Annotated in this window: 17 protein-coding genes; 9 read left to right on the top strand and 8 right to left on the bottom strand. The window is 49.7% G+C overall.

Going from position 1 to position 23,421, the window contains the following annotated elements:
* The first annotated feature begins 295 nt into the window (after positions 1–295).
* Positions 296–3,055: a DNA polymerase I gene (gene polA, locus K0504_RS03425; protein ID WP_220102741.1), complete on the top strand. Its 2,760-nt coding sequence runs from the start codon at positions 296–298 to the stop codon at positions 3,053–3,055.
* A 728-nt stretch (positions 3,056–3,783) separates the two neighbouring features.
* Here the strand turns inward: polA and gloA2 are convergent.
* The gene (gene gloA2, locus K0504_RS03420; RefSeq protein ID WP_220102740.1) at positions 3,784–4,182 is read right to left on the bottom strand and encodes an SMU1112c/YaeR family gloxylase I-like metalloprotein; all 399 of its coding nucleotides are present in this window, start codon (positions 4,180–4,182) and stop codon (positions 3,784–3,786) included.
* A gap of 3 nt (positions 4,183–4,185) precedes the next feature.
* A complete protein-coding gene (gene yihA, locus K0504_RS03415; RefSeq protein ID WP_404822986.1) occupies positions 4,186–4,824 on the bottom strand; it encodes a ribosome biogenesis GTP-binding protein YihA/YsxC in 639 nt (212 codons plus the stop codon).
* Positions 4,825–4,970: 146 nt separating this feature from the next.
* On the opposite strand from yihA, the gene K0504_RS03410 reads away from it, so the two are divergent.
* The 8 genes from K0504_RS03410 (at position 4,971) to K0504_RS03375 (ending at position 12,962) form a co-directional block, all read left to right on the top strand.
* Complete coding sequence (locus K0504_RS03410) at positions 4,971–5,585, top strand: c-type cytochrome (protein WP_220102738.1); 615 nt, start codon at positions 4,971–4,973, stop codon at positions 5,583–5,585.
* The gene (locus K0504_RS03405; RefSeq protein ID WP_220102737.1) at positions 5,572–6,291 is read left to right on the top strand and encodes a DsbA family protein; all 720 of its coding nucleotides are present in this window, start codon (positions 5,572–5,574) and stop codon (positions 6,289–6,291) included. The genes K0504_RS03410 and K0504_RS03405 overlap by 14 nt, the downstream gene beginning before the upstream one ends.
* Positions 6,218–6,970, top strand: coding sequence for a class I SAM-dependent methyltransferase (locus K0504_RS03400; RefSeq protein WP_318837922.1), 753 nt, complete (start codon positions 6,218–6,220; stop codon positions 6,968–6,970). The genes K0504_RS03405 and K0504_RS03400 overlap by 74 nt, the downstream gene beginning before the upstream one ends.
* A gap of 11 nt (positions 6,971–6,981) precedes the next feature.
* A complete protein-coding gene (locus K0504_RS03395; RefSeq protein ID WP_220102736.1) occupies positions 6,982–7,485 on the top strand; it encodes a GTPase-activating protein in 504 nt (167 codons plus the stop codon).
* Between the two features lie 21 nt (positions 7,486–7,506).
* Positions 7,507–8,001, top strand: a complete 495-nt coding sequence (locus K0504_RS03390) for a DUF2489 domain-containing protein (protein ID WP_220102735.1) — start codon at positions 7,507–7,509, stop codon at positions 7,999–8,001.
* Between the two features lie 63 nt (positions 8,002–8,064).
* Positions 8,065–9,456: an oxygen-independent coproporphyrinogen III oxidase gene (gene hemN / locus K0504_RS03385; RefSeq protein ID WP_225917931.1), complete on the top strand. Its 1,392-nt coding sequence runs from the start codon at positions 8,065–8,067 to the stop codon at positions 9,454–9,456.
* 128 nt (positions 9,457–9,584) lie between these two features.
* Positions 9,585–11,444, top strand: coding sequence for a permease (locus K0504_RS03380; RefSeq protein WP_220102734.1), 1,860 nt, complete (start codon positions 9,585–9,587; stop codon positions 11,442–11,444).
* A 27-nt stretch (positions 11,445–11,471) separates the two neighbouring features.
* On the top strand, positions 11,472–12,962 hold the full coding sequence (locus tag K0504_RS03375; RefSeq protein ID WP_220102733.1) for a coniferyl aldehyde dehydrogenase: 1,491 nt from the start codon (positions 11,472–11,474) through the stop codon (positions 12,960–12,962).
* Here the strand turns inward: K0504_RS03375 and K0504_RS03370 are convergent.
* From K0504_RS03370 to K0504_RS03345, 6 genes are all read right to left on the bottom strand, one after another.
* Positions 12,959–14,224: a mechanosensitive ion channel family protein gene (locus K0504_RS03370; RefSeq protein ID WP_220102732.1), complete on the bottom strand. Its 1,266-nt coding sequence runs from the start codon at positions 14,222–14,224 to the stop codon at positions 12,959–12,961. The two genes, K0504_RS03375 and K0504_RS03370, sit on opposite strands and share 4 nt — an antisense overlap.
* A gap of 97 nt (positions 14,225–14,321) precedes the next feature.
* Positions 14,322–15,047 carry an START domain-containing protein gene (locus K0504_RS03365; protein WP_220102731.1) on the bottom strand — a complete coding sequence of 242 codons (726 nt, stop codon included), beginning with the start codon at positions 15,045–15,047 and terminating at the stop codon, positions 14,322–14,324.
* Positions 15,007–18,642: a hydantoinase B/oxoprolinase family protein gene (locus tag K0504_RS03360; protein WP_220102730.1), complete on the bottom strand. Its 3,636-nt coding sequence runs from the start codon at positions 18,640–18,642 to the stop codon at positions 15,007–15,009. The genes K0504_RS03365 and K0504_RS03360 overlap by 41 nt, the downstream gene beginning before the upstream one ends.
* A gap of 145 nt (positions 18,643–18,787) precedes the next feature.
* Positions 18,788–20,974: a putative bifunctional diguanylate cyclase/phosphodiesterase gene (locus tag K0504_RS03355; protein WP_220102729.1), complete on the bottom strand. Its 2,187-nt coding sequence runs from the start codon at positions 20,972–20,974 to the stop codon at positions 18,788–18,790.
* Positions 20,975–21,449: 475 nt separating this feature from the next.
* On the bottom strand, positions 21,450–21,935 hold the full coding sequence (gene rraA, locus K0504_RS03350; RefSeq protein ID WP_220102728.1) for a ribonuclease E activity regulator RraA: 486 nt from the start codon (positions 21,933–21,935) through the stop codon (positions 21,450–21,452).
* Between the two features lie 107 nt (positions 21,936–22,042).
* Entirely contained in the window at positions 22,043–22,936 is an 894-nt protein-coding gene (locus K0504_RS03345) for a carbohydrate kinase family protein (RefSeq protein ID WP_220102727.1), read from the bottom strand.
* Positions 22,937–23,421 lie beyond the last annotated feature (485 nt).

Below are 23,421 nucleotides of genomic sequence, written 5' to 3'. Positions count from 1 at the left end.
AGCAGTCGTTCGTTCCCCGCGTCACTCTTGAAAGTTGTACACAGCCTCAACGTTTCTTCGGGTACATGATAGACCCCCGAACAAGCCATCAAAAACGCTCTTAATCAAACACTTACAATCCTTTGGGTTTTTGACCTTTAGGATCTGAAGGCGTGCTTAAAATTTCTCAACAGACTTATCCACAGCGAACCATAGATATCCACAGTCGGTTTAACGCCTTCCTGACAAGGTTCGTAGCATTAATTCATACCTTTATGGCATCCTACTCACCCCAGCTCATGCAAGTAACAAGATTATGACTACAGTCCCGCAACAACCCTTCGTATTGGTTGATGGCTCTTCTTATCTATATCGTGCCTATCATTCACCGCCACACTTAACCAATTCAAAGGGTGAAGCCACCGGCGCGGTGTATGGCGTGATCAACATGCTGCGCAGTTTGATCCGACAATATCAACCAACCCACATGGCTGTTGTGTTCGATGCTAAAGGACCAACGTTCCGAGACGAGCTGTACGCAGATTACAAAGCGCAACGCCCGCCAATGCCGGATGATCTGCGCAGCCAAATAGCGCCCTTGTATCAAGTTATTGAAGCCATGGGGTTGCCGTTAATCGCCGTGACCGGGGTAGAAGCCGATGATGTAATTGGCACATTGGCAGTGCAAGCTAAGTCAGCAGGTTTGCACACGTTAGTCAGCACTGGCGATAAAGACTTAGCACAGTTGGTCAATGAAGATGTCACCCTGATCAACACGATGACCGACACCATTACAGGCCCACCAGAGGTCGTTGAAAAATTTGGCGTTGGGCCAGAACTGATCATTGATTATCTGGCACTGATGGGCGATCAAGTTGACAATATTCCCGGGGTGCCCGGTTGTGGCCCTAAAACAGCCGTTAAGTGGCTTAATTTGCATGGCTCCATGCAAGGGGTGATCGACAACGCTGACAGTGTTAAAGGTAAAATTGGCGAGAAACTCCGTGCCGCCGTGCCTCATTTACCACTCTCCTATGAGCTGGCCACCATCAAGCTCGATGTCGCGCTAGATGCAGAACATACACCAGAGCAATTAACAGTCGCGGCTCCAAATAACAGTAAACTTGCAGAATTGTATGGCGAGCTGGAATTTCGTCGCTGGCTGAAAGAAGTGTTAACCGACGACACTGAAACGAGTAACGACGTCGCACCAGCCTCGGATACCGACACGGAGCAACAAAGCGAACCGGCTGCCACCATTGATACCAGCAACTATCGCTGTATCACTGACGCCGAGGAATGGCAGGCATACCTAAAAGAGCTTCAACAAAGCGATGCGTTTGCCATTGATACGGAAACCACCGCGCTCGACTATATGGTTGCCGAATTGGTAGGTATCTCGCTGGCAATTAAACCAGGTGAAGCAGTGTATGTACCGCTTATGCACGACTATATGGGCGCACCTGAGCAGCTCGATCGCTCTCAAGTACTTGCTGACTTGCAGCCACTCTTATTAAGTGAGGCCCATACTAAAATTGGCCAAAACTTAAAATATGACATGAACGTACTGGCTCGCTATGACGTCAAATTCGCAGGGCCATTGCAAGACACCATGTTGCAATCTTATGCCTACAGCTCGGTTGGTTCTCGGCACGACATGGACAGCTTGGCACTAAAATACCTCGGTCACAGCACCATTTCATTTGAAGATGTTGCTGGCAAGGGCGCCAAACAACTGACTTTCAATCAAATCGAATTGGCGCAAGCCGCTCCTTATGCCGCAGAAGATGCCGATGTGACATTGCAATTGCACCATCATCTAAGCGGTCAACTGGCGCAAGTACCTTCGCTACAGTCGGTATACCAAGACATTGAATTGCCATTAGTCCCTGTTCTTTCGAGCATAGAACGCAATGGCGTCGTCATCGATGACATGTTGCTAAGCCAGCAAAGCACCGAACTGGCTATGCGATTGGAGGAATTAAAATCCGAGGCCTATCAACTGGCCGGCAGCGAATTCAATTTATCATCCCCCAAACAACTGCAAGCCATTTTGTTTGAGCAGATGAATTTGCCAATCCTCAAAAAGACTCCCAAAGGCGCCCCTTCGACGGCGGAAGAGGTGCTGCAAGAACTGGCGCTGGACTATCCCTTACCTAAATTGATTTTAGAGCACCGCAGCCTGAGCAAGCTCAAAAGCACTTACACCGATAAGCTGCCACGGATGATTAACGCCACCACAGGTCGCGTCCATACTTCTTATCACCAAGCGGTTACCGCCACTGGCCGGTTATCTTCATCAGATCCGAACTTACAGAACATTCCAATTCGTACGGCCGAAGGCCAGCGAGTAAGGCAGGCATTTGTTGCCCCTGCAGGATTTAAAATTGTTGCCGCTGACTACTCTCAAATTGAACTGCGGATCATGGCACACTTGTCAGCCGACAAAGGGCTGCTGCATGCTTTTGCCAATGGCCTAGATGTTCATAAAGCAACAGCCGCAGAAGTTTTTGGTGTTGAGCTCGAAGCTGTCAGCGCCGATCAGCGACGCAGCGCGAAAGCGATTAACTTTGGCTTAATTTACGGCATGTCAGCGTTCGGCTTGTCAAAGCAACTCGGCATTGGTCGTCAGCAAGCCCAGCAATACATGGACACCTATTTCGAGCGCTACCCAGGCGTACTTGAATACATGGAAGGCACCCGCCAACAAGCAACTGAAGATGGTTACGTAGAAACCCTATTTGGCCGCCGGTTACATTTGCCAGACATTAAGGCCCGTAACGCCGCACGGAAAAAAGCAGCCGAGCGCGCTGCGATTAATGCGCCGATGCAAGGCACTGCCGCCGACATCATCAAACTCGCCATGCTAAAAGTTGCTGATTGGTTAGCTCAACCCGAACAGCACGACATCAAAATGATCATGCAAGTGCACGATGAATTGGTGTTTGAGGTGCCAGAAGGCAAAGTTGAGCAAGTTAAAGCCAAGCTTTGCGCGCTGATGGAAGCGGCTGCCGACTTGGATGTACCGCTGTTGGTAGAAGCAGGTGAAGGCGACAATTGGCAACAGGCTCACTAATCCAAAAAATGACGAAACCTAACCAATTGAAAAATAGATAATTATTAAATTAAATTAATGATTTTAATTTTTTTAGGAACTTTTACCGCAACACGTGTCTAATCTTGTGTGAACGCTGCAAACAACAGTTAGTGGTTGTGTTTCGCAAAGTGTGTTTTTTTCTAGCCGGTCAAGATGACCGGCTTTTTTTTGAGCAAAATTTGCTTAAGGTCAAATTAAGTTCTGTTTTGGTAACTTTATTACGGAATATTCTTTCGCGCCATCTTCGGGATGTGTATAGTCAATCGCGTAGGGTACAGAGGTAAGATGTTCTATCTTTCAGACCTTTTAGTTCACGTAATTGAATAGGCTTATTTATATGCCGCCTCAGCTTTTAGAAGCTGAGGCGTTTTTTTTGGCCTCTCGCAATAAATGTCTAACTTTCAGCCTATCCATATCAAATTCAGCAGAATCAAGTTCTTTATCCACTAAATCGTAATTTTACTACGTTTAATTTCGCGGTTTTGTCCAAGCGACTTTCAGTTTTGTCGACGCACCCAAAATAAATATTGAACTTATACGAGTGAACCGAGGTCTGATTCTTTGCAAACCAAAAGTGCTTTGTCCATCCCCTTATTGGAACCCCGCGTTTAGCCAACGTGGGGTTTTTTTATTGCTCGATTTTTATTTCGGGGAGTTAGTTCAGGGCGTTAACCCAAGACGTTAACCCAAGACGTTAACCCAAGACGTTAACGAGGGAGCGCAGGTAGCTCATAAAGCTCGAGTGGTAAGCCATCAGGATCAGCAAAGAAGGTAAATTTGGCGTTGGTGAACTCATCGACACGCACCGGCTCGACTTGAACATTGGCACTTTGCAATGTAGCAATCACATCACTTAAATTTTCAACCCGAAAAGCTAAGTGTCGCAGTCCACAAGCTTCAGGCTGTGAGGGGCGAGCCGGCGGCTCAGCAAAAGAAAATAATTCCAGCTGGCTGCCGTCGGGTAATTGTAGGTCGAGCTTCCAACTGTCTCGTTCAGTGCGATAGTTTTCGGCAATAATGGGTAGCCCCAACAAATCGCAATAAAAAGCCCGAGAACGCTGGTAGTCACTGCAAATAATGGCGACATGATGAATACCAGCTAACACGAGTTATTCTTCCTCTGGCTCTGCAGGAGCGTCGTCGTGGGTGGTACACCAGCGATTAACGGTTTCTTCAAGCTGCTCTAACCCAAACTTACGCAGTGATGAAAAAGTAATGACTTCCACTTGATCCCCATAAAAGAGACACGCTTCTCTCACTTTTTTGAGCATTTTGCTGCGCTCAGACTGACTTAATTTATCTGCTTTAGTCAGTGTCACTAAGACTTGCAAGCCACTGTCTACAGCCCAACCAACCATTTGTTGATCGAGATCCTTAAGCGGATGGCGGATATCCATCAGTACAACCAACCCCTTCAGGCATTGGCGTTTCTGTAGGTATTCCCCTAAAGCACGCTGCCATTTATTGCGCACTGCGATTGGCACTTTGGCAAAACCATAGCCCGGCAAATCGATAAGACGCACATCATCAATGACGTTAAACACGTTGATTAATTGCGTTCGGCCCGGCGTGGAACTAGTTTTAGCTAAACGCTTCTGACGAGTGAGAGCATTAAGAGCGCTGGACTTACCGGCATTTGATCGACCCGCAAACGCAATCTCGATGCCATCGTCAGCAGGCATGTGGCGAATATCCGGTGCGCTGGTGCTAAAGCGGGTATTTTGAAACAAAAGTCGTTGATCCGACACGATCATCCTCCGGCCATTGGGTTACTTTTTGTTAATTTGGTGTACAATATCGCGCGAGTTAGCGCTGTGTGGTAGCGATTGTACCACGTCCCTTTGTTGGGCGGCGTTTGCGTCAGACGAAACTAACTATAATAACTGGTCAATCAATGAAAAAAATCATCTTAGCTTGGGTTATTGGTTTACTGGCCTCCACCTCTGTACAGGCCGTGGATCAAGCTGCGCTGGAGCAAACAGCCCTTACTTGTAGTGCGTGTCATGGCCAAAACGGTCATGCCATCATGGATATTTACCCGAACATCGCAGGTCAGAACAGTAACTATCTGGCCAAGCAATTACGCGAATTTAGAGCCGCAATGACAGGCGGCACTGGCCGTGTCGACCCGGTGATGGGTGGTATGGCGATGGGCTTGAGCGACGAAATGATTGACGCTTTGGCTGAATACTACGAAGCCATGCCTGCCAAAACAGGCACAACCCCTGAAAGTGCGATTGAAATTGCCAAGCCGCTTTATCTTGGTGGTGACATGAGCCGTAAACTTGCGGCGTGCATCGCTTGCCATGGCCCTCGCGGTAATGGCCAAGAGCTATCTGGCTTCCCGAAAATCTCAGGGCAAAATGCCGGCTACCTTAAAAAGCAGCTGGAAATGTTCCGCGACGGCTCTCGCGATAACGACCCGAACGGCATGATGCATGATGTGTCAGCCAAACTAACTGATGCTGAAATCGATGCAATGGCGAAATACTTAGGTGGCTTGCATTAATCGTTTGATCCCACTTAAAGGCGGCGTCGCGTCGCCTTTGTTGCTGATTATCTGCTTGTTGAGTTGGCCTGTAAAAGCCATTGAATCTTTTCAGGCAGGTACTCACTATCGGGTTTTAGTATCCGAGCTACAAAACACCCCAGAGCAAGCCATTGAGCTTGAATATTGGTTTTGGTTTGGTTGCGCCAGCTGCCAGCTATTCAATCAAAACCTACCTCGGCTGCAAGCCGAGGACACCGCTTGGCAGCAAATACCCGCTCAACTTCGATCAAGCTGGTATTTTCACGCCAAAGGGTTTTATGTTGCACAGCAACAGCCACAAGCTGAGCAACTGTTGGCGCAACTTGAACAAACCTTAGCGGCAGATCCAACCAGCCTTAGCGACATCGACAGCCTTACGGCTTGGTTTGTTGAGCAGGGCGTTGAGTTGAACACTGCAGAGCAACAACTTTTATCACCGCTGCTCAATGAACAACTCGAGCAACAAGTAGCACGTCAACAAGCTCTTGAAATTCGCGGCGTACCAACACTGATCATCGGTGGGCAATACCTAATAGATGCCGGAATGGTTAGCTCGCTGGAAGAATATTTGGCCGTTGCGGAATATCTGTTAGGCCTTGTGCGACAACAGCGTGAAGAAGCAGGCTTTGCTTGGCCTGATGAAGAGCTACTACCAGCCGAGCCAGTGGCAGCATCCACTCACTAATCTGCCCATGACTCAGTTAGCCCTCCATTCAGGGTGCCCATTGTGTCAACACGAGCAATGCCACCATTACCACACCGATAAACTGCGTAGCTACTATCAGTGCCAACAATGTCAGCTGGTGTTTGTGGCACGTAATTCACTGCCAGATGCCAAAACAGAAAAAGCTGTTTACGACTGCCATGAGAACAACGTGGATGATCTAGGTTATCGGCAATTTTTAAAACGCGTTGCCGAACCGCTGATTGCCCGACTTGAGCCCAATGCTCGCGGTTTGGATTTTGGATGTGGCCCAGGGCCGGCTTTAGCAATGATGCTAACCGAGCAAGGTCACGCAACCGCCACCTACGACCCGTTCTTTGCGCCAGACCATACGCCATTGCAGCAGCAATATGATTTTGTGACCTGCACCGAAGCGATTGAGCATTTCCACAATCCGCAGTATGAATGGCAGCAATTATTACGGCTGATTCGCCCCGGTGGTTGGTTGGCCATTATGACCAAATTAGTTGGCACGCCCGAACAGTTTGCCAACTGGCACTACAAACAAGACCCAACACATGTGAGTTTTTTTAGTCAGGCGACCTTTAAATTTCTCGCCTCTCGTCATCAGCTCACACTAGAATTTATTGGTGCAGATGTCATGCTTATGCAATCGCGTGCATCATCACCAACGGTATAACAGGATCCAACATGACTCGTATAAAAAAGACTCGTTCCGGCGGTCCACTCGGCGCTTCGAAAATGCAGCGCGAAGGCGATAGCAATGTCTCCAAAGGCAAAAAGGTTGGTAAAGGCAATGCGTCGGGCTCGCGCCATTCCGGTAACGCAAGCAGCACCAGCACGCATACCTCAAGCAAACAAGACAAGCGCATTGGCAGCACCAAACCGATCTCATTGACCGCTGCGGTCAAACCAACGCCAACACAAGCAGTGAAAGAAACGGCAGCCAGCTGGCCACCAAGCGGTGACAAAGCCATGCAAAAAGCACTGCAAGCGTTTGAACAAGACAGTCAATTTATGGCGCAGCTCGACACACTTGAGCAAGGTGGCGTGTTACCGAGTGACGATCAAGCGGCATTCGGTGAAAAACTTGAGCGTTACGACTGGCTACTCGAGCAGCTAGCGCCCGAAGATGATGACGATTGGGATGATCTAGCTGATCAAGGTAAGTCGTTAAAGGATGAGTGGCTTTAACCTTTACGGAAACCTGTAACGATGACAGTTCAATGGATATTGCTGGCGCTCGCCAGCGCAATTATTGCCGGCCTTGCGATATACGCCGGCAAATTGCTATGGCAGCTTTATCAGCAACAGCAAACCCAGCGTCAGCGCCAAGCTCAAGCAATAGCGCAAAAGCATCAACAAATCGTGAAGAAGAATAAAAGCTTATGGCAAAGCATCGATACGATTTGCCGAGCAGCACAGCAAGGCCAATGCTGCACATCCGAAGCCGCCATTCGGCTTTGTGTGTTACTTGGCCATTTGCATTTTGACGGCGAGCAGCCCAACTTAGCAACTCGTTTCCCCGGTATTCATGGTCTGCACGCGGCCATTAAGCATCACCCGACCCACGATGCCCGCAAAAGCTACTCGAAAAAAGAGATCCGCAAGCTCGATCAGGAGCGTGAACAATTTGAGCAAGAGTTTGAGGCGCAAGTACAACACGATCTACATCAACTACTGCTGCAAGACTTACCGCTAATAGCTTGATTGCCAACCGTCATCGCACCATGATACCCCCTTATCAGCATAAGGCTGTTTTTCGGAGATCCCATGTCAACTCGTTCGACCGCGCCTAACGCGCAGCAAGATCCTATTTGGAATCCTGCGCTGCTGGAAAAATACAACACCAGCGGTCCGCGCTATACCTCATATCCTACCGCGCTGTCTTTTAACGAGCAGGTCAGTCGGCAAGATATTGAAGCGGCTTGGCATGATAGCGAACGCTCCGAATTGTCGTTGTACGTGCATCTGCCGTTTTGTCATACGCTTTGCTACTACTGTGGCTGCAATAAAGTCATTACGCGTCACCCCGAAAAAGTTGATCGATACCTCGACGCTTTAGAAGCCGAAATTGCTGGCCTTCCCGCGGCATTCAAAACCAAGCCTGTAAGCCAAATTCATTGGGGCGGCGGCACGCCAAGCTTTCTAACTGGGCCGCAAAGCGAACGGCTGATGGCCATGCTAAGACGAGACTTCGACGTCCAAAGCAATGCCCAAATCAGCATTGAAGTCGACCCACGTGAATTTCCACTGGAGCGCCTCGACACGCTACGGGCCATTGGTTTTAACCGGCTTAGTATCGGCGTACAGGATTTCTCGGAAACGGTGCAAATTGCCGTCAATCGAGTTCAGTCTGAAGCGCTGGTGGCAGGGTTAATCGACCATGCCCGCCAGCTCGGCTTCAACTCCATCAATTTGGATCTAATTTACGGCCTACCTCACCAGAGCGCCGCCAGTTTTGCCAACACCTTGGGCACTGTATTGACACTTGATCCAGAGCGGTTATCGATTTTCAATTATGCGCACTTGCCTGAGCGCTTCGCCGCACAGCGCAAAATTAAAGATGAACATTTACCGTCCGCCGACCAAAAGCTTGCGATATTGCAGCAAACCATCGCCACGCTGACCGGTGCAGGTTATCAATTCATTGGTATGGATCACTTTGCCAAACCCTCTGATGAGCTGGCGATTGCGCAACGTAATGGCGAGCTGCACCGTAACTTCCAAGGCTACACCACTCACCAGAATTGTGACTTGTTAGGGCTTGGCGTGTCATCCATTAGCCAGATTGGCCGTGCATTTGCGCAGAATCAGCGCGAGTTAAAATACTATTACCAAGGGATAGAGACGCACCAGCACGCTCACCATAAAGGTTATCTGCTGTCTGACGATGATCTGATCCGGCAGCGTGTGATTCGCGATTTGATTTGTAATATGCAGCTGTCAGTCACCGCGATTGAACAAGAATATGGGATTCATTTTGCGCAATACTTTGCCGAAGCCATTGCGCAGTTGCCCGAATTGGAAGCCGACGGTTTGATTAAATGGGATCAACAAATGCTACAAGTACAGCCACAAGGCAAGTTGTTGATCCGCAATATTTGCATGTTATTTGATGCGTATTTGAAAAGCAGTCAACAGCGATTTTCTAAGGTGATTTAAGCCAGTTGAGAATCGTTATCAAATAACTCTTGCTGGATGTAGCGGCCGCCGTTATAGTGCCGCAGCTATCCATTTCCGGTGCCAGTACAACACGCTGCACCACAGTGTTTTCTAACTAAAAGTTGCCCATGTACCTAACTCTCGCCATTGCTGCTTTGTTTCTCGGTCCGCTGCTTTATCGCGCGGTAGAAAGAAATCCAAAGCTAATGGGCGCGCTCGACGCGTTCATCTTCGTGGTGATTGGTGGCGTGGTACTTTTCCACATGTTGCCCGATATATTCACTAATGGCGGCTTGTGGGCATTGGCGTTTTTAGCGCTTGGGTTGGCCGTTCCCACGATTCTAGAGCATGCATTTCATCGAATAGCCCGCCATGCTCATGCTGGCGCGTTGTTATTTGCGGCAATTGGGCTTGGCTTCCATGGAATGACCGACGGGGCGGCATTAGCGGAAGCGGCAGCCAACGATCATCAATCGTTATTAGCCGCAGGCGTGATCTTGCATCGATTACCTGTCGGATTAACGATTTGGTGGTTACTACGGCCACATTTCGGCGGTTTAATCGCACTGATTGTGTTGGTTGGGATTTCCTTGTCGACCCTTGCTGGCCATTCGATAGCCGAGCACTGGCTATCTCATTTACACGGCCCTGCAATGGCGTGGTTTGAAGCGCTAGTGGTTGGCACCATTTTACATGTTGTGTTCCACCGCCCATATCACGAAGATCATGCGCATCAACAAAGTAACGATGATGGCGACAGCCCCACACCGAACTGGTTGCAAGGAATCGGTAGCCTCATTGGGGTGGCTGTGTTGCTCGCCATCATGATGCCGTATTGGCTTGGTACTATTACTCATCAACATGATCACGGCGGTCATGATCACAGTCGCCATGACCACAGTGTTCATGAGTTCAGTGCCATTGCCCCCCCGCTGGCGGATCACTCCAGCACCGAAGTGTTACATCGGCTGCTCGACCTTAGCTTAGCGGTGGCGCCATGGTTATTGCTGGCTTATGTGCTCGCGGCTGCCATTAACTTTTTCATGCCACTTTCGTTTGCTGTACCGCGTCACCAAGATGCTAGAGACCATCCGATCAAGCAGGCATTAAAAGGTGCCATTGCGGGGTTACCACTACCAATTTGCGTGCCCAATGCCAGCAATTTGTATAATCAGCTGTTGCGGCATGGCTCCGGACAAACCTATGCCTTGGCTTTTTTAATGGCGTCGCCATTGCTGGGCATTGATGCTTTATTGCTAACTTGGGGGCTGCTTGGCGGCGAGTGGGCCATTTGGCGCTTATTGGTTGCTTTTACCTTTAGCCTGATGATGGCATTGGTCATTGGCTATTGGCTGCGTCAGCAACAACCAACGCCTCAGCAAACAACCACCAGCAGCGAGCCAAATCATTGGCGTGGTCGCATGCAACAAGCCATTCGCCATGGTTATGCTCATTTGATTGATCACACGGCGCCTTGGGTCATTACTGGGCTCGTGGTTGCGGCGATTTTACCCTCGGTGACCGGCCTTGCGACGCTACCAGTGTTGTCTGGCTTGTTATTGTTGGCGCTATTGGCATTGCCGCTGCACTTGTGTGCCACTGGCATGACGCCACTACTGGCGGTGTTACTTATCGCCGGTTTGCCACCGTCGTTTGCCTTGGTGTTATTACTCCTTGGCCCAGTAACGAACCTCACCCTAATGCGATTGCTGGCGAAATTGCACGGTAAAGCAACGGCTCACATCATCACGGCCGCAATGGTATTGGTTGCTTTGTTATTAAGTCAGCTCATTCCTTACTGGCCAAGCAGCGAGCTAACTTTTGCCAGCGAGCGCCACGACAGCCATTGGTGGCACTATGCCTCTTTGGGCGCAGTGGTCTTGCTTTACACGATCTCGCTACTCCGCCGCGGAGCACGTTCTTTTGTGGCGGAATTATTGCCAACGAATCATGGTGGCCACCACCATTCTCACGGTCATCATCACTAAATTCGATCGTGAATTTGGCACAAGACTTTGCCGCCGAATATAGTGGGCTCTGACGAACTCATTGAAGGGGCAACGGTGACAACTCAAGCCGCAGCAAAAACGACACCAACAACTTCAGCCAATAACGCTTTAAGTGACGGGCTAGCCCATCTTCGAGCTGTCGCAGAACAACAGCCAAATCCTTCTTTGAATACTCGTCTTGGCTGGCTGCAGGCTCTTAAACAGCATATCCAAGCGCAGCAACACACTTTAGCGGCAGCACTGAATCAAGATTACGGCCAACGACCGACGCTGGAAACCCAGCTGGCTGATACGTTACCGGTGTTGCAACAGCTCAACTATTGCCACCGCAAACTTAAACGCTGGATGAAACCAAGTCGCCGCCATGTCGGCCTAGCCTTGTGGCCAGCCAACGCGCAAGTGACATATCAGCCTAAAGGCGTCGTGGGGATTATGGTGCCGTGGAACTTTCCGTTAATGCTTTCAGTTGGACCACTCATCAATGCTCTAGCCGCAGGTAATCGAGTGATGATTAAACTGTCGGAGTTAACCCCACAGTTCAATCAGGTGCTGACGGACTTGTTGCATACAGCTCTAGGCCCCGATGTCGTACATGTATTTAGCGGCGATGTTGAACAAGCCAAACGTTTTGCCGGCTTGCCATTTGATCATCTGTTATTTACTGGCTCAACTCAGGTCGGCCAGCAGGTCATGGCAGCTGCCGCGCCCAACCTGACGCCAGTCACCTTAGAGTTGGGTGGAAAATCGCCGGTCATAATCACTGATGATTGTCCGATGGCACTGGCAGTGAAGCGTATTGCGGCTGGAAAATGCCTGAATAGCGGTCAAATCTGCGTTGCACCAGATTATGTGCTGTGTCCCGATCACCGCCTCAGTGAGTTTGTTGAAGCCTTCTTACAACACATTCAACAACGTTACCCTGACGGTCTTGCCAGCGCCGATTTAGCCGCAATCATTAGCCCGCAACATTTGCAACGCTTACAACAGTTATTGGCAGATGCGGAAGCCAAAGGCGCCACAGTTCAAACCCCGAGTTCATCAGCAATTGATGTTTCAAAACGCTTGATGCTGCTTCACCTTGTCACCGGCGTAAATGACAATATGCGGCTAATGCAAGAGGAGTTATTTGGGCCGATTTTACCCGTGTTGGGATACCAGCATTTATCACAAGCGGTTCGTGACATTAATCAGCGGCCGCGCCCATTAGCGCTGTACGTCATGGGGCTCAATAGCACTCAGCAGCAATTGATCCTGCAGCAAACTTGCTCAGGAGGGGCTGCGTTGAACGAAACGCTGTTGCAAGTTGGTGTTGATGACGCGCCTTTTGGCGGTATCGGGCCATCGGGAATGGGTCATTATCACGGCCACGAAGGGTTCTTAACTTTTAGCCACGCCCGCACCGTATTGCGGCGGGGGCGATTTTCCACTGCGTCATTACTGCAACCGCCCTATAACCGATGGTGGCAAAAGCTACTATTGCGCTTTTTAATGCGCTAAGCCCCGCGCTCCGATTCGTTAGCACGTAACGCCAGTTTGGCGACATCGGCGCCACTTGGAGCCTGAAAGGGGCGCAAATCAAAATTGGGCAAGATCGCAAAAATGTGGTCGAAGATATCGGCCTGAATGGCTTCATATTCGGCCCATCGCTGATCGGCGCTGAAACAATAGATTTCAATCGGCAAACCTTTTTCCGTGGGAGACAGCTGGCGCACCAACAATGTCATGCCATCGTGCAAGTTCTGGTGAGCTTTCAGATATGCCTGCAAATAAGCTCTAAAGGTCCCAATATTGGTCATTCTGCGCCCATTGACCGGGCTTTGTTGGAGCAGCTGCTCAGGTTGTTGGCCAAGGGATTGAAGCTTGTCATTCAAATACGCTTGCAACAAATCGATTCGCTGGAGATCTTCTAGCAAGGGTTGATCAACAAAACGTACGCTACTCACATCTAAGTGTAAGGCCCGCTTTATACGGCGACCGCCCGACTCCTGCATGCCTCGCCAGTTTTTGAATGAGTCAGTGATCAACGCATAAGTTGGAATGGTGGTGATGGTTTTATCCCAATTACGCACTTTAACCGTGGTCAGCCCCACATCTATCACATCACCGTCGGCTCCGTATTTGGACATTTCAATCCAATCACCACGCCTAACCATGTCATTGGCAGCCAGTTGCACACCTGCCACCAATCCCAGTAGCGTATCGCGGAACACCAATAATAAAATGGCAGTAAAGGCACCTAAGCCACTGAGTAAGTAAGCTGGGTTCTGATCGATAACGATACTAAGAACAGTGACGGCAACAGCAATCACCACCAGCAATTTCATCAGTTGCTGCAAGCTTCGCAATGGCAGCTTGTTGGCACTGTCGCGCAAATCAGCCAGTGCCGTTGCCGCATTAACCAGTGCCGACAGGCTCAAGGCCCCCATGATCACCAAATACAAGACAGCCGCTTTGCTGAGAATCGCTTGCAGACCAGGGAAATCACTGAAAATGACATTGGCTCCCCAATAAAACAGCACCCCGGGTAGCAAGTGAGTCGCACGCTGAAAAACCCGATGTTGCCACAGCACATCGTCCCACTCGATACGGCTATCAGACACCTTTTGTTGTACCCAGTGCAGCACCACTCGGCGTGTGAGCCAATCAACGATAAAGCCAAGTAAGATGACGACTCCCAACAGAACCACCATGGCCATGGCGGTGCCTAAGCCTTGTTCTATCAGGTACTGCTGTAGTTGCTGAAATAGTTTTTCAATCATCTAATGAGTCTTGTTTTAACGGGGTGAGATTGGCCTAGTGTGGCTGTGCAGTCGACGACTTTCAAGCCACTTAGCAAGTACAGTAGTATTGAACGCGTTAATGATGGCCGTTCAGTTCACGATTACTAATAACCGTCTGTAACCGCTGGCAATAACCGGTCACCTTGGGTGTTGGAAACTGCCAACTGGCTGCTGGAGCTTTGCCGTATCCAATAATTGTTTCAGTTAGGTTTTCGAGGGTCTTTTCGAGGACTTGGGCCTGAGCGGGATTAATAATAAAACTCGGCAGCACGCCGGGATCTTGAATATGGCCAAGATAGGTTAACTCGCTACGTTGTTCGCCCAGCCGTTTGCCATACCAACAACTTTGCATCTGCTGTACTCGCAAGTACCCACTGTGCTTAGATCTCATGCGTGGCCTGGCTTGAGCTAACAACCAAATCCCCTTGTTCGTTTGCCAGTGTCGTGACTCTGTCACCAGATCGCGATTACGTATCGGCCAAGGAGGGCTGTACTGGCTATAAACGATGTAGTGATCGAGTCCGAGTTGATGCAACACCTTCGCGTGGCGCGCGTGATGCACCCAACTCTCTACCTGCTCCGTATCGAGCAACAGTGACAACATGGCTTCAGCGGGCACCGGCAATTGCAAGCGAGCAAAATATTCCCGCTGCTTCATGCCGTTCAATTTACGACTTGCAAACAGCGCTCCATCACGTTGCCAGTGCACACGCCATTGTCCCGCCGGCAGTTGGCTTAACGGCGCAGCAAGGCTTGGCTCGTCATCGTTTGCCGTCGCTGTCTGAATCGTTGCGAAGCTCATCAGAAGCCACCCCAAAACCACCGCCACCAGGCGTTTCAAGCTCAATGCTATCTCCTTTTGCCAACGTGACTTGCGCTGCGTATGGCAGGTTTGTGGTGTTGCCATTGGCCGCAATCAACCGATTGATGCCTGGCGCGCCTGGGTGTCCACCAGCAACACCCGGCGCACCGCTCTGACGATGATTGCTTAGTAATGACACATCCATTTCCTTTAGAAACTTTAGTCGTCGAACGACACCATCACCACCTTTGAATTTTCCGGCACCACCACTCCCCTTGCGCACCTTGAAGGATTCAAGTTGCACTGGGAATCGATGCTCCAACACTTCGACATCGGTCAGGCGGGAATTGGTCATGTGGCAGTGAATGGCATCGGTACCATCGCCATGCAAACCGGCCCCAGAGCCCCCGCAAATCGTCTCGTAATATTGGTAGTCCGCATCACCAAAAATTAGGTTGTTCATGGTCCCCTGACCGGCTGCCATCACGCCCATAGCCGCGAATAGAGCGTTACAGATACACTGCGAAGTTTCCACATTTCCGGCAACAACGGCAGCTGGCGTTTGAGGGGCCAGAATCGAACCTTCTGGAATAATGATATTGAGAGGTTTCAGGCAGCCTGCGTTTAGTGGAATGTCATCATCAACCAAGCACCGGAACACATAAAGGATCGCGGCCATAGTCACCGCTTTAGGTGCATTGTAGTTGTCGCCACCTTGAGGTGATGTGCCGGTAAAGTCGATTGTCGCAGTGCCAAGCTCCGCATCAACCGTAATGGCGACTTGAATCTGATTTCCGTTATCCATGGGATAACAATAACTGCCACCCGATAACTGGCTCACGGCGCGGCGAACGCAGTCTTCGGCATAGTTCTGCACATGTTGCATGTAAGCTTCAACCGTTGCCAAGCCAAAGTAATCCAGTACTTTAATCAGCTCACTAACACCCTTTTGGTTTGCCGCCAATTGCGCCTTAAGATCTGCAATATTCTGTTCAGGGTTACGCGCGGCTCGGTCTCCGCCACCTTGCAGCAAATGCTCAAGCAGGGCTTGTTGCTGGAATTCGCCGTGCTTAACCAATTCAAAGCACTCAAAGCAAATGCCTTCTTCTGCTAGATCACGAGAATGAGCTGGCATTGAGCCGGGTGTGATGCCGCCAATATCTGCATGATGACCGCGACTAGCCACCACAAAAATAAGCTCATTCTGATCATTAAATACCGGCGTAACCACGGTGAGGTCTGGCAGGTGCGTGCCCCCATGATACGGGCTGTTGACCAAGTAACTGGCACCCTGTTGCGGCGTGAAGCGATTTAGAACGGCCTCGACTGTTTCCCCCATTGAGCCTAAATGGACAGGCATGTGGGGAGCATTGGCCACCAACTTTCCGTGTTTATCAAATACCGCACAACTGAAGTCGAGGCGCTCTTTAATATTGACCGAGGCAGCGGTTTGCTGCAGCACATGCCCCATATGGGTCGCAATGTGCATGAACAGATTGTTGAAAACCTCCAGCATCACCGGATCAACTTGTTCACCAATTTGCATGTGCTGCGCTCGTGCTTCGACGCGCTTGACGATCATGTTGTTGAGCGCATCAATGCTGGCCTGCCAACCGGGCTCAATGACAATGGTGGTGGTCTCATCTAACACGATGGCTGGGCCATCAATGATATGACCGAATTGCAGTTGCTCTCGACGCCAAAAAGGCGTTTTCTGCCAGCGGCCTGCCGAATAAACCTCTCGATATGTTAGCGCCTCCGGCATTGATGTTTGCTTTGCACACTGCGGGTTGGCGAGTGGCGTTTCGGGAGCTTGTTCGGCAATGACTTCAACCAAAGCGCTGGCAATCATCAGCGAAACATCGGGCTGACAAAAACCAAATAAGTTTTGATGCGCTTGTTCAAAGGCTTTGGTCATGCCTGCCACGTCAGTCCAAGCCACATTAATCGAGGTGTCAGAACCCTGATAGCGCAGCGCGAGCTGGCGTTTGCAGATCAGTGACGGTGCCTTTGAGGCGTCGCTTAATTGTGCCAAAACCGTTTGCTGCGCCTGCTGCTGTAATCGACCTAAGCATTGCTCGGCTGCCGTAACGCCAGTGCTATCCAAATTGATTTCTAACGACTGATTAGCCAACTCACGAATACTTGCCAGCCCCATACCATACGCTGACAACACACCTGAAAGCGGGTGAATAATGATGGTATCAATGGCCAATTCATCGGCGACTAAGCATGCGTGCTGTGGCCCGGCACCACCAAAGCAAGACAACACAAAATCATTGGCTGGATGACCGCGTTGCACCGAAATCGTTTTAATGGCGTTGGCCATATGGTTAACAGCGATTTGTAAAAAACCGCTGGCTATCTCAGCACTGGACTTGTTGATGCCTTGTTTGGCAAGGTGACGCTGGAGCGCAAGAAACGCATCTGAGACCGCAACAGTATCGAGTGGCTGGTCACCTTGATCACCAAACACAGAGGGAAAAAAGTCTGCCTGTAACTTACCCAGCAGGACATTAATATCGGTCACGGCCAACGGCCCGCCCTTGCGATAACAACGAGGCCCAGGATCTGCTCCAGCAGAATCTGGCCCCACTTGCATGCGCTGCCCATCAAACTCAAGCACAGAGCCGCCGCCAGCGGCAACCGTGTGAATATTCATCATAGGAGCACGCAACCGTACGCCTGCCACTTCGGTTTCGAAGCAGCGTTCATACTCACCAGCAAACAGTGATACGTCGGTACTGGTACCGCCCATGTCAAAACCGATGATGCGCTCGAAACCAGCTTGTCGAGCAGTTTCAACCATGCTGACGACACCGCCGGCTGGGCCAGAAAGAATGGCATCTTTGCCGGCAAATTGCGCCGCGTCCGTTAAGCCACCATGGCTTTGCATCATTTGCAGATTCGCGCCCCGTAAGCCTTGTCGAACTTGCTCTACATAGCGCCGCAGTACAGGTGATAAATAGGCATCAACAACACAGGTATCGGCGCGACCAACAAGCTTAATTAACGCACTGGCTTGGTGACTCAAAGAGATTTGTTCAAAGCCAATGTCGGCCGCAATAGCTGCGGCTTGCAACTCGTGCTCGGGGTATTTGTAGCTATGGATAAAAGCGATAGCACAGGCGCGAAAACCCTGCTGGAAAGCCGATTGTAATTGTTGTCGCAGCACATCTTGGGCAAGAGGACGCAGCACTGCGCCGCTGTCAGCCATGCGTTCGTCTGCTTCAATGACGTGTTGATAGAGTGCGTCGGGCTTAGTCACACGGCGCTCGAACAAGTGCTTTCGGTGCTGATAGCCAATCAGCAACGCATCGGCAAACCCTTTGGTAATGACTAACGCAACAGCATCACCTTTGCGCTCGAGTAAAGCGTTGGTGGCGACGGTGGTGCCCATTTTAACCACATCAATGCCATCGTCAGGATGACCATGTTGATGGAGGAGCCGCCTTACCCCTTCGGTGACCGCGTCTTGGTATTGCTCGGGGTGCTCCGACAATAGTATGTGAACATGCAGTTGGCCATCTGGCGCTTGCCCAACTAAATCGGTAAACGTACCACCACGATCGATCCAAAGCTGCCAGTCGGCCATCCCTTTCCCTTTTTTAAGTCATTAAATCAGTGAGCAGAAGAGGCAATGGTGGCAGATCTAACACGTTTAAAAAAGCAACGATTGCCAGATCAGAGCAGCAAGAACTTGGGGTGTTCAGCAGAAAAAAGGCTCTCGGATAAGAGCCTTATGAATCGAGGGGACGAAATGCGTTAAGGAATTTTTTCAAATCGGCAAACGGCATTGGCTTGGCAAACAAATAACCCTGCCCACAGTGGCAACCCATTTCTGTAAGTAGTTTCTTCTGCTGATCCGTTTCAATACCTTCAGCAACCACGGTTAGATTTAATCGTTCCGCGAGACCAATGACCATATCGATAATCGAAGCCACTTCTTCTTTTTCAATATCCATGACAAACGCACGATCAATTTTGATGGTGTTCAGCGGTAATTGCTTCAGATAGCTCAAGCTGGAATAGCCGGTACCAAAGTCATCAATAGCCACTTGTACACCGAGCTGGCGAACTTGCTCTAACAAGCCAATGACCACCGTTGGATCATCCATCACCACGCTTTCAGTGATTTCTAATTCAAAATTCGCTGGCGCAATACGGTTTTCTGCCAATGCGGTGGTAACTTGCTGCAAGAAATCATCTTGGCGGAATTGCTGCATTGAGATATTGACCGCCACCCGGACAGGCATTTGCAGTGCCGTCAGTTCACTTAAATCAGCACACGCCTGGCGGAGCACCCAATGACCAATTTCGGTGATCATACCGGAATACTCAGCGAGCGGAATAAACACTGCTGGTGAAATAAAGTTGCCGTTATCTTGCCAGCGCAACAACGCCTCAACACCAATGGTTCGGCCTGAGGCTAAGTCCAGCTGAGGCTGATACCAAACTTGCAGTGCATTGTTGGTTACTGCTTGGCGTAAACGGCGAATAATATCTAAACGTTCTTGCGTACGGACTTCGTAATCGGCTTCAAAGTAGTTGAAGCGAGCCGCTTTACTGCGTTTTGCTTGGCTCAGCGCGATGCTGCATTGATGCAGTACCGTCAATCCGTCTTTATGCATGTCGGACAAGCGGCACAAGCCAATGCGAACACGCAATGGCAGTTGGTGGCTGCGAACGGCAAGCGGTTGTTCAAACACCGCCATGATCCGCTCGGGCGAGACTTGCTCGGCAGGGCCGACAATACCGAATACATCGGCATTTAAACGTGCACATTCAACATCAGGATGGCTCAGCTGAGCGCTTAGCGCATCAGCAATAGCAATCAACGTATCATCGCCAAAATCTTGCCCTAGGCTGTCGTTAATATCAGCGAAATGGCTAATGTCGAGTAACGCTGCGGTTTTATCTTCAGGCTGTTTGTTCGCGACTAAATCATCAAGCGTAGTAATGAAGCTTGCGCGATTCGGCAAGCGGGTTACGTCATCAACAAACGCAGTGTCATGCAATTTGCGTAACAACGCTAAATTGACGAAGGCAACACGTACGTGAGCCAAATAAGACTCAAGCACCTGTTGATCAATGCGGCGTAAGCGAAGGGGCGTGCGGATCACCAACACTGAAGGCAAATCGCTGCAGTTGACGTTCATCAGAATGACGTTGTCTTGCACCAAAGTTCGCTCACTCAGCATCACCTCGGCAATCTGCTCGCTGAGCTCTTCAGGCAATGCTTGATCAGCAAATCCACCAATGCCGTCAATTTGAGCGGGGCGGGTGTCTTGACAGACAAATGCGCCATCAATATCGGAGCCGATCAAATCATGTACTTGAGTCAGCACACTGTTGGCAAATTCAGATAACACGCCGGCGCCACGGTCGGTACGCGCTTTACGCACCGTTAACTCCAAGCCTACGAGGCTGGTGTTCAGCACTTTAATCTGGCGGTATGAACGAATGGCAGTGGTCACCAGCGTCAATAAACGACGCTGAGTCAACTCGGTTTTAGTGGCGTAATCGTTAATGTCGTAGTCTTGGATCACCTGATGCTCAGGCGCATAACCAGGCTGGCCGGTACGCAGGATGATGCGCGGTGCATTCATCGACAAGTGCTCACGAATATAAGCCACTAGCTCAAGGCCAGCATTGTCGGTTTCCATCACCACGTCGAGCAAGATGACTGCAAAATCATCATGCTCCATCAGTAATTTGCGAGCGTCTTTAGCACTATAGGCGTGTGAAAACTCTAGTGTTCGTTCCAACACTAATTCACTGCCCAAGGCGAGGCGAGTCACTTTATGGACTTCGTCATCATCATCAATGACCAATATACGCCAACAGGCTCGATCTACAGCTACAGATGAGCCTTGCTCAGGCTCTTCTGCAAAAACAAATGGGGCGTCGTCAGAGCTTACTGCCATTACTGGAAATTTCCTTACACGCAAACCGAAGCGAAATTAGCTTAACTATACGACAGATATTTGTATATGCATCTGCTCGGATGCAATTTTGCGAGTTGGCACAGCAAGAATTGGACATAAAAAAAGCCGCTTACTCCTGTCCCTGGCCCTGATGCGATGGAGTAAGCGGCAATAAATGGTAGAAACCCAGTCAGACTGGCGTTTCAGATTTAGCAAAGAGATAAGAGCAAATCCGATGCCAATATCGCCACAACACACTAGGCATTGAAAATTTTTTCAACAAAGTCGCCTATAGCGGCGCTAAATAAGGGAAATCTGGTTGATTGATAAGGAGCGGTGCGCTCCGAAGCCGTTCAGGGAGTCAAACAAGGGCGTTTGATGATGCGGCTGATAGCCAATAATTGAGCCACAGATTGGTGCGATTGGTGATTTTTGGTGCGCAATCTAATGATTGCACACCAAGTCTGCGAGCGATCTATTCAATATCGAGCGGTTCGGATGACAAAATCACACCCGTGTTATCTGCATAGATGTGGTCTTCAGGTAAGAAAGTCACGCCACCAAAGTTCACTGCCGAGTCTTGTTCACCCGCGCCTTCGCTGTCTGCTCCGACAGGAATGGAAGTTAACGCTTGGATGCCGAGCTCTAACTCTGACAACGCATCAACGTCGCGAACACAGCCGTAACAGATAATACCTTCCCAATCATTTTCCATGGCTTGCTCAGCAATGCCAATGTCAATCAACGCTCGGCGCAATGAACCGCCACCATCAACCAACAGCACTTTACCTAATCCAGACTGTTGCACTAACTCTTGAATAAGGCCGTTGTCCTCGAAGCACTTAACGGTGATGATTTGCCCACCGAATGACGATAAACCGCCAAAGTTGGTAAACATAGGTTCTACCACATCGACCAGATCGCCATAGGTATCGCATAGTTCTGAAGTATTGTATTCCATTGTGTGTCATCACTCGGCTGAGACAATTGCGGTTCAGTATAAACCAGCAATCGACGGAAACCCATTGATTCGATCAAAACTCCGTCGCTTTCGATAACCATCTGTTGCTAAGGCAGAAAACCCTGCAGTGCAAGTGCTGGTGTTAATTTTTCATCGACCAGCTCAGACGACATTACACAGCGCCCTGCAACCTTACTCGCCACCTGTAAACAAGCCTGCGGTGCAAGCCCTTGGTGATGCGCTAACAGGTAACCCGAGAAGAATGCATCGCCGGCCCCATTACAGTCGGTGACCTGCACTTCGGTATCAGCAGCAATTTGATACCACTCGCCCGTGTGAGTCACAGCCAACGCACCATGTTTGCCTTGGGTGCACACAACTAATTTTTTGCCCTCGGCAATCAATGATGTCATCAGCGGCTTGGGATCTGGCAGTTTTTCATCACTCATGAAGAGATAATCGGCGGCTTTGACAAAGTCGCGATGATAATCAGTACAGCCGTCATAATCGTGCAAATCGCACCAGATGGGCTTTCCTAGTTGCTGGGCGTAAGGGATCAAGCGGCGACAATAATTCATAATATTGAGAACCACATAATCCGCATGCTGCATGGCTTTCGATAAGTGGTCGGGATCGATACCCGGAAACTCGCTCGCCGCATGGGTATAAATGCTTAGTCGGCGACCATCCGGATCCATAATGTTAGTGTGGCGTTCGGTACCATTGGGATCGATGTCAGTTAACAACTGCACGGCCGTATGACGAAACCGTTGTTGAATTTTCTCACCCCAATCATCTTGCCCCAGCGTCACGTGCAGCAAAACGTTAAACCCCAAACGTTCTAAATTAAGCGCTTTACCCGCTCCCGTACCACCAACCGTTTCGTGATAATGGCGGGCAAAAATGGTACCCGGCTCGCCCGTTGGTAATGCTTCAAGATCAATAATGGCATCCCAAGAAGCTCCGCCTGCAACAAACACGCTCGACTTTTTTACTGTCATCTTTGTTTCTCAAATAACCTAGTCTCTTTTAGGTTAGGGCCTGATTGTTGTTGATGTATTAATTTGCCGACAAATTTTGATCTGCCGTCAATTTCATAGCGAATTCATTACGTTAATTCGTCAGATCTTGGTATAACAACCAGAGTTGAACGACCTAAGCGATGTTCGTGCAACAGGTAATCAAAGATGTGACAAATTAATTTGCGTCATTTTGTCGTTTCACTGTCCCTGCCATGTTTCCCCCTTCATCATTAATCTAACAATTGTCGCTTAGGCAGGACTTTCGATTGACCTAGCCAATCAGTTTTACGCTCACAAAATCACTTTATATCAACGACATAAAGATCAAACACTTAAGTGGTAGATAGATAATAACTGAGCCTAAGAGGGGCGATAGCGTCACCTTTTGGCATATGCGTATTGGGTAATTGGGTAATTGGGTAATTGGGTAATTGGGTAATTGGTGAAGCAATCACTGACGATTT

Origin of the sequence: Neiella holothuriorum (assembly GCF_019457915.1) — a bacterium.
GTDB lineage: Bacteria > Pseudomonadota > Gammaproteobacteria > Enterobacterales > Neiellaceae > Neiella > Neiella holothuriorum.
Note: the sequence above shows the minus strand (reverse complement) of the source record. Positions and strands in the feature narration are given on the sequence as shown.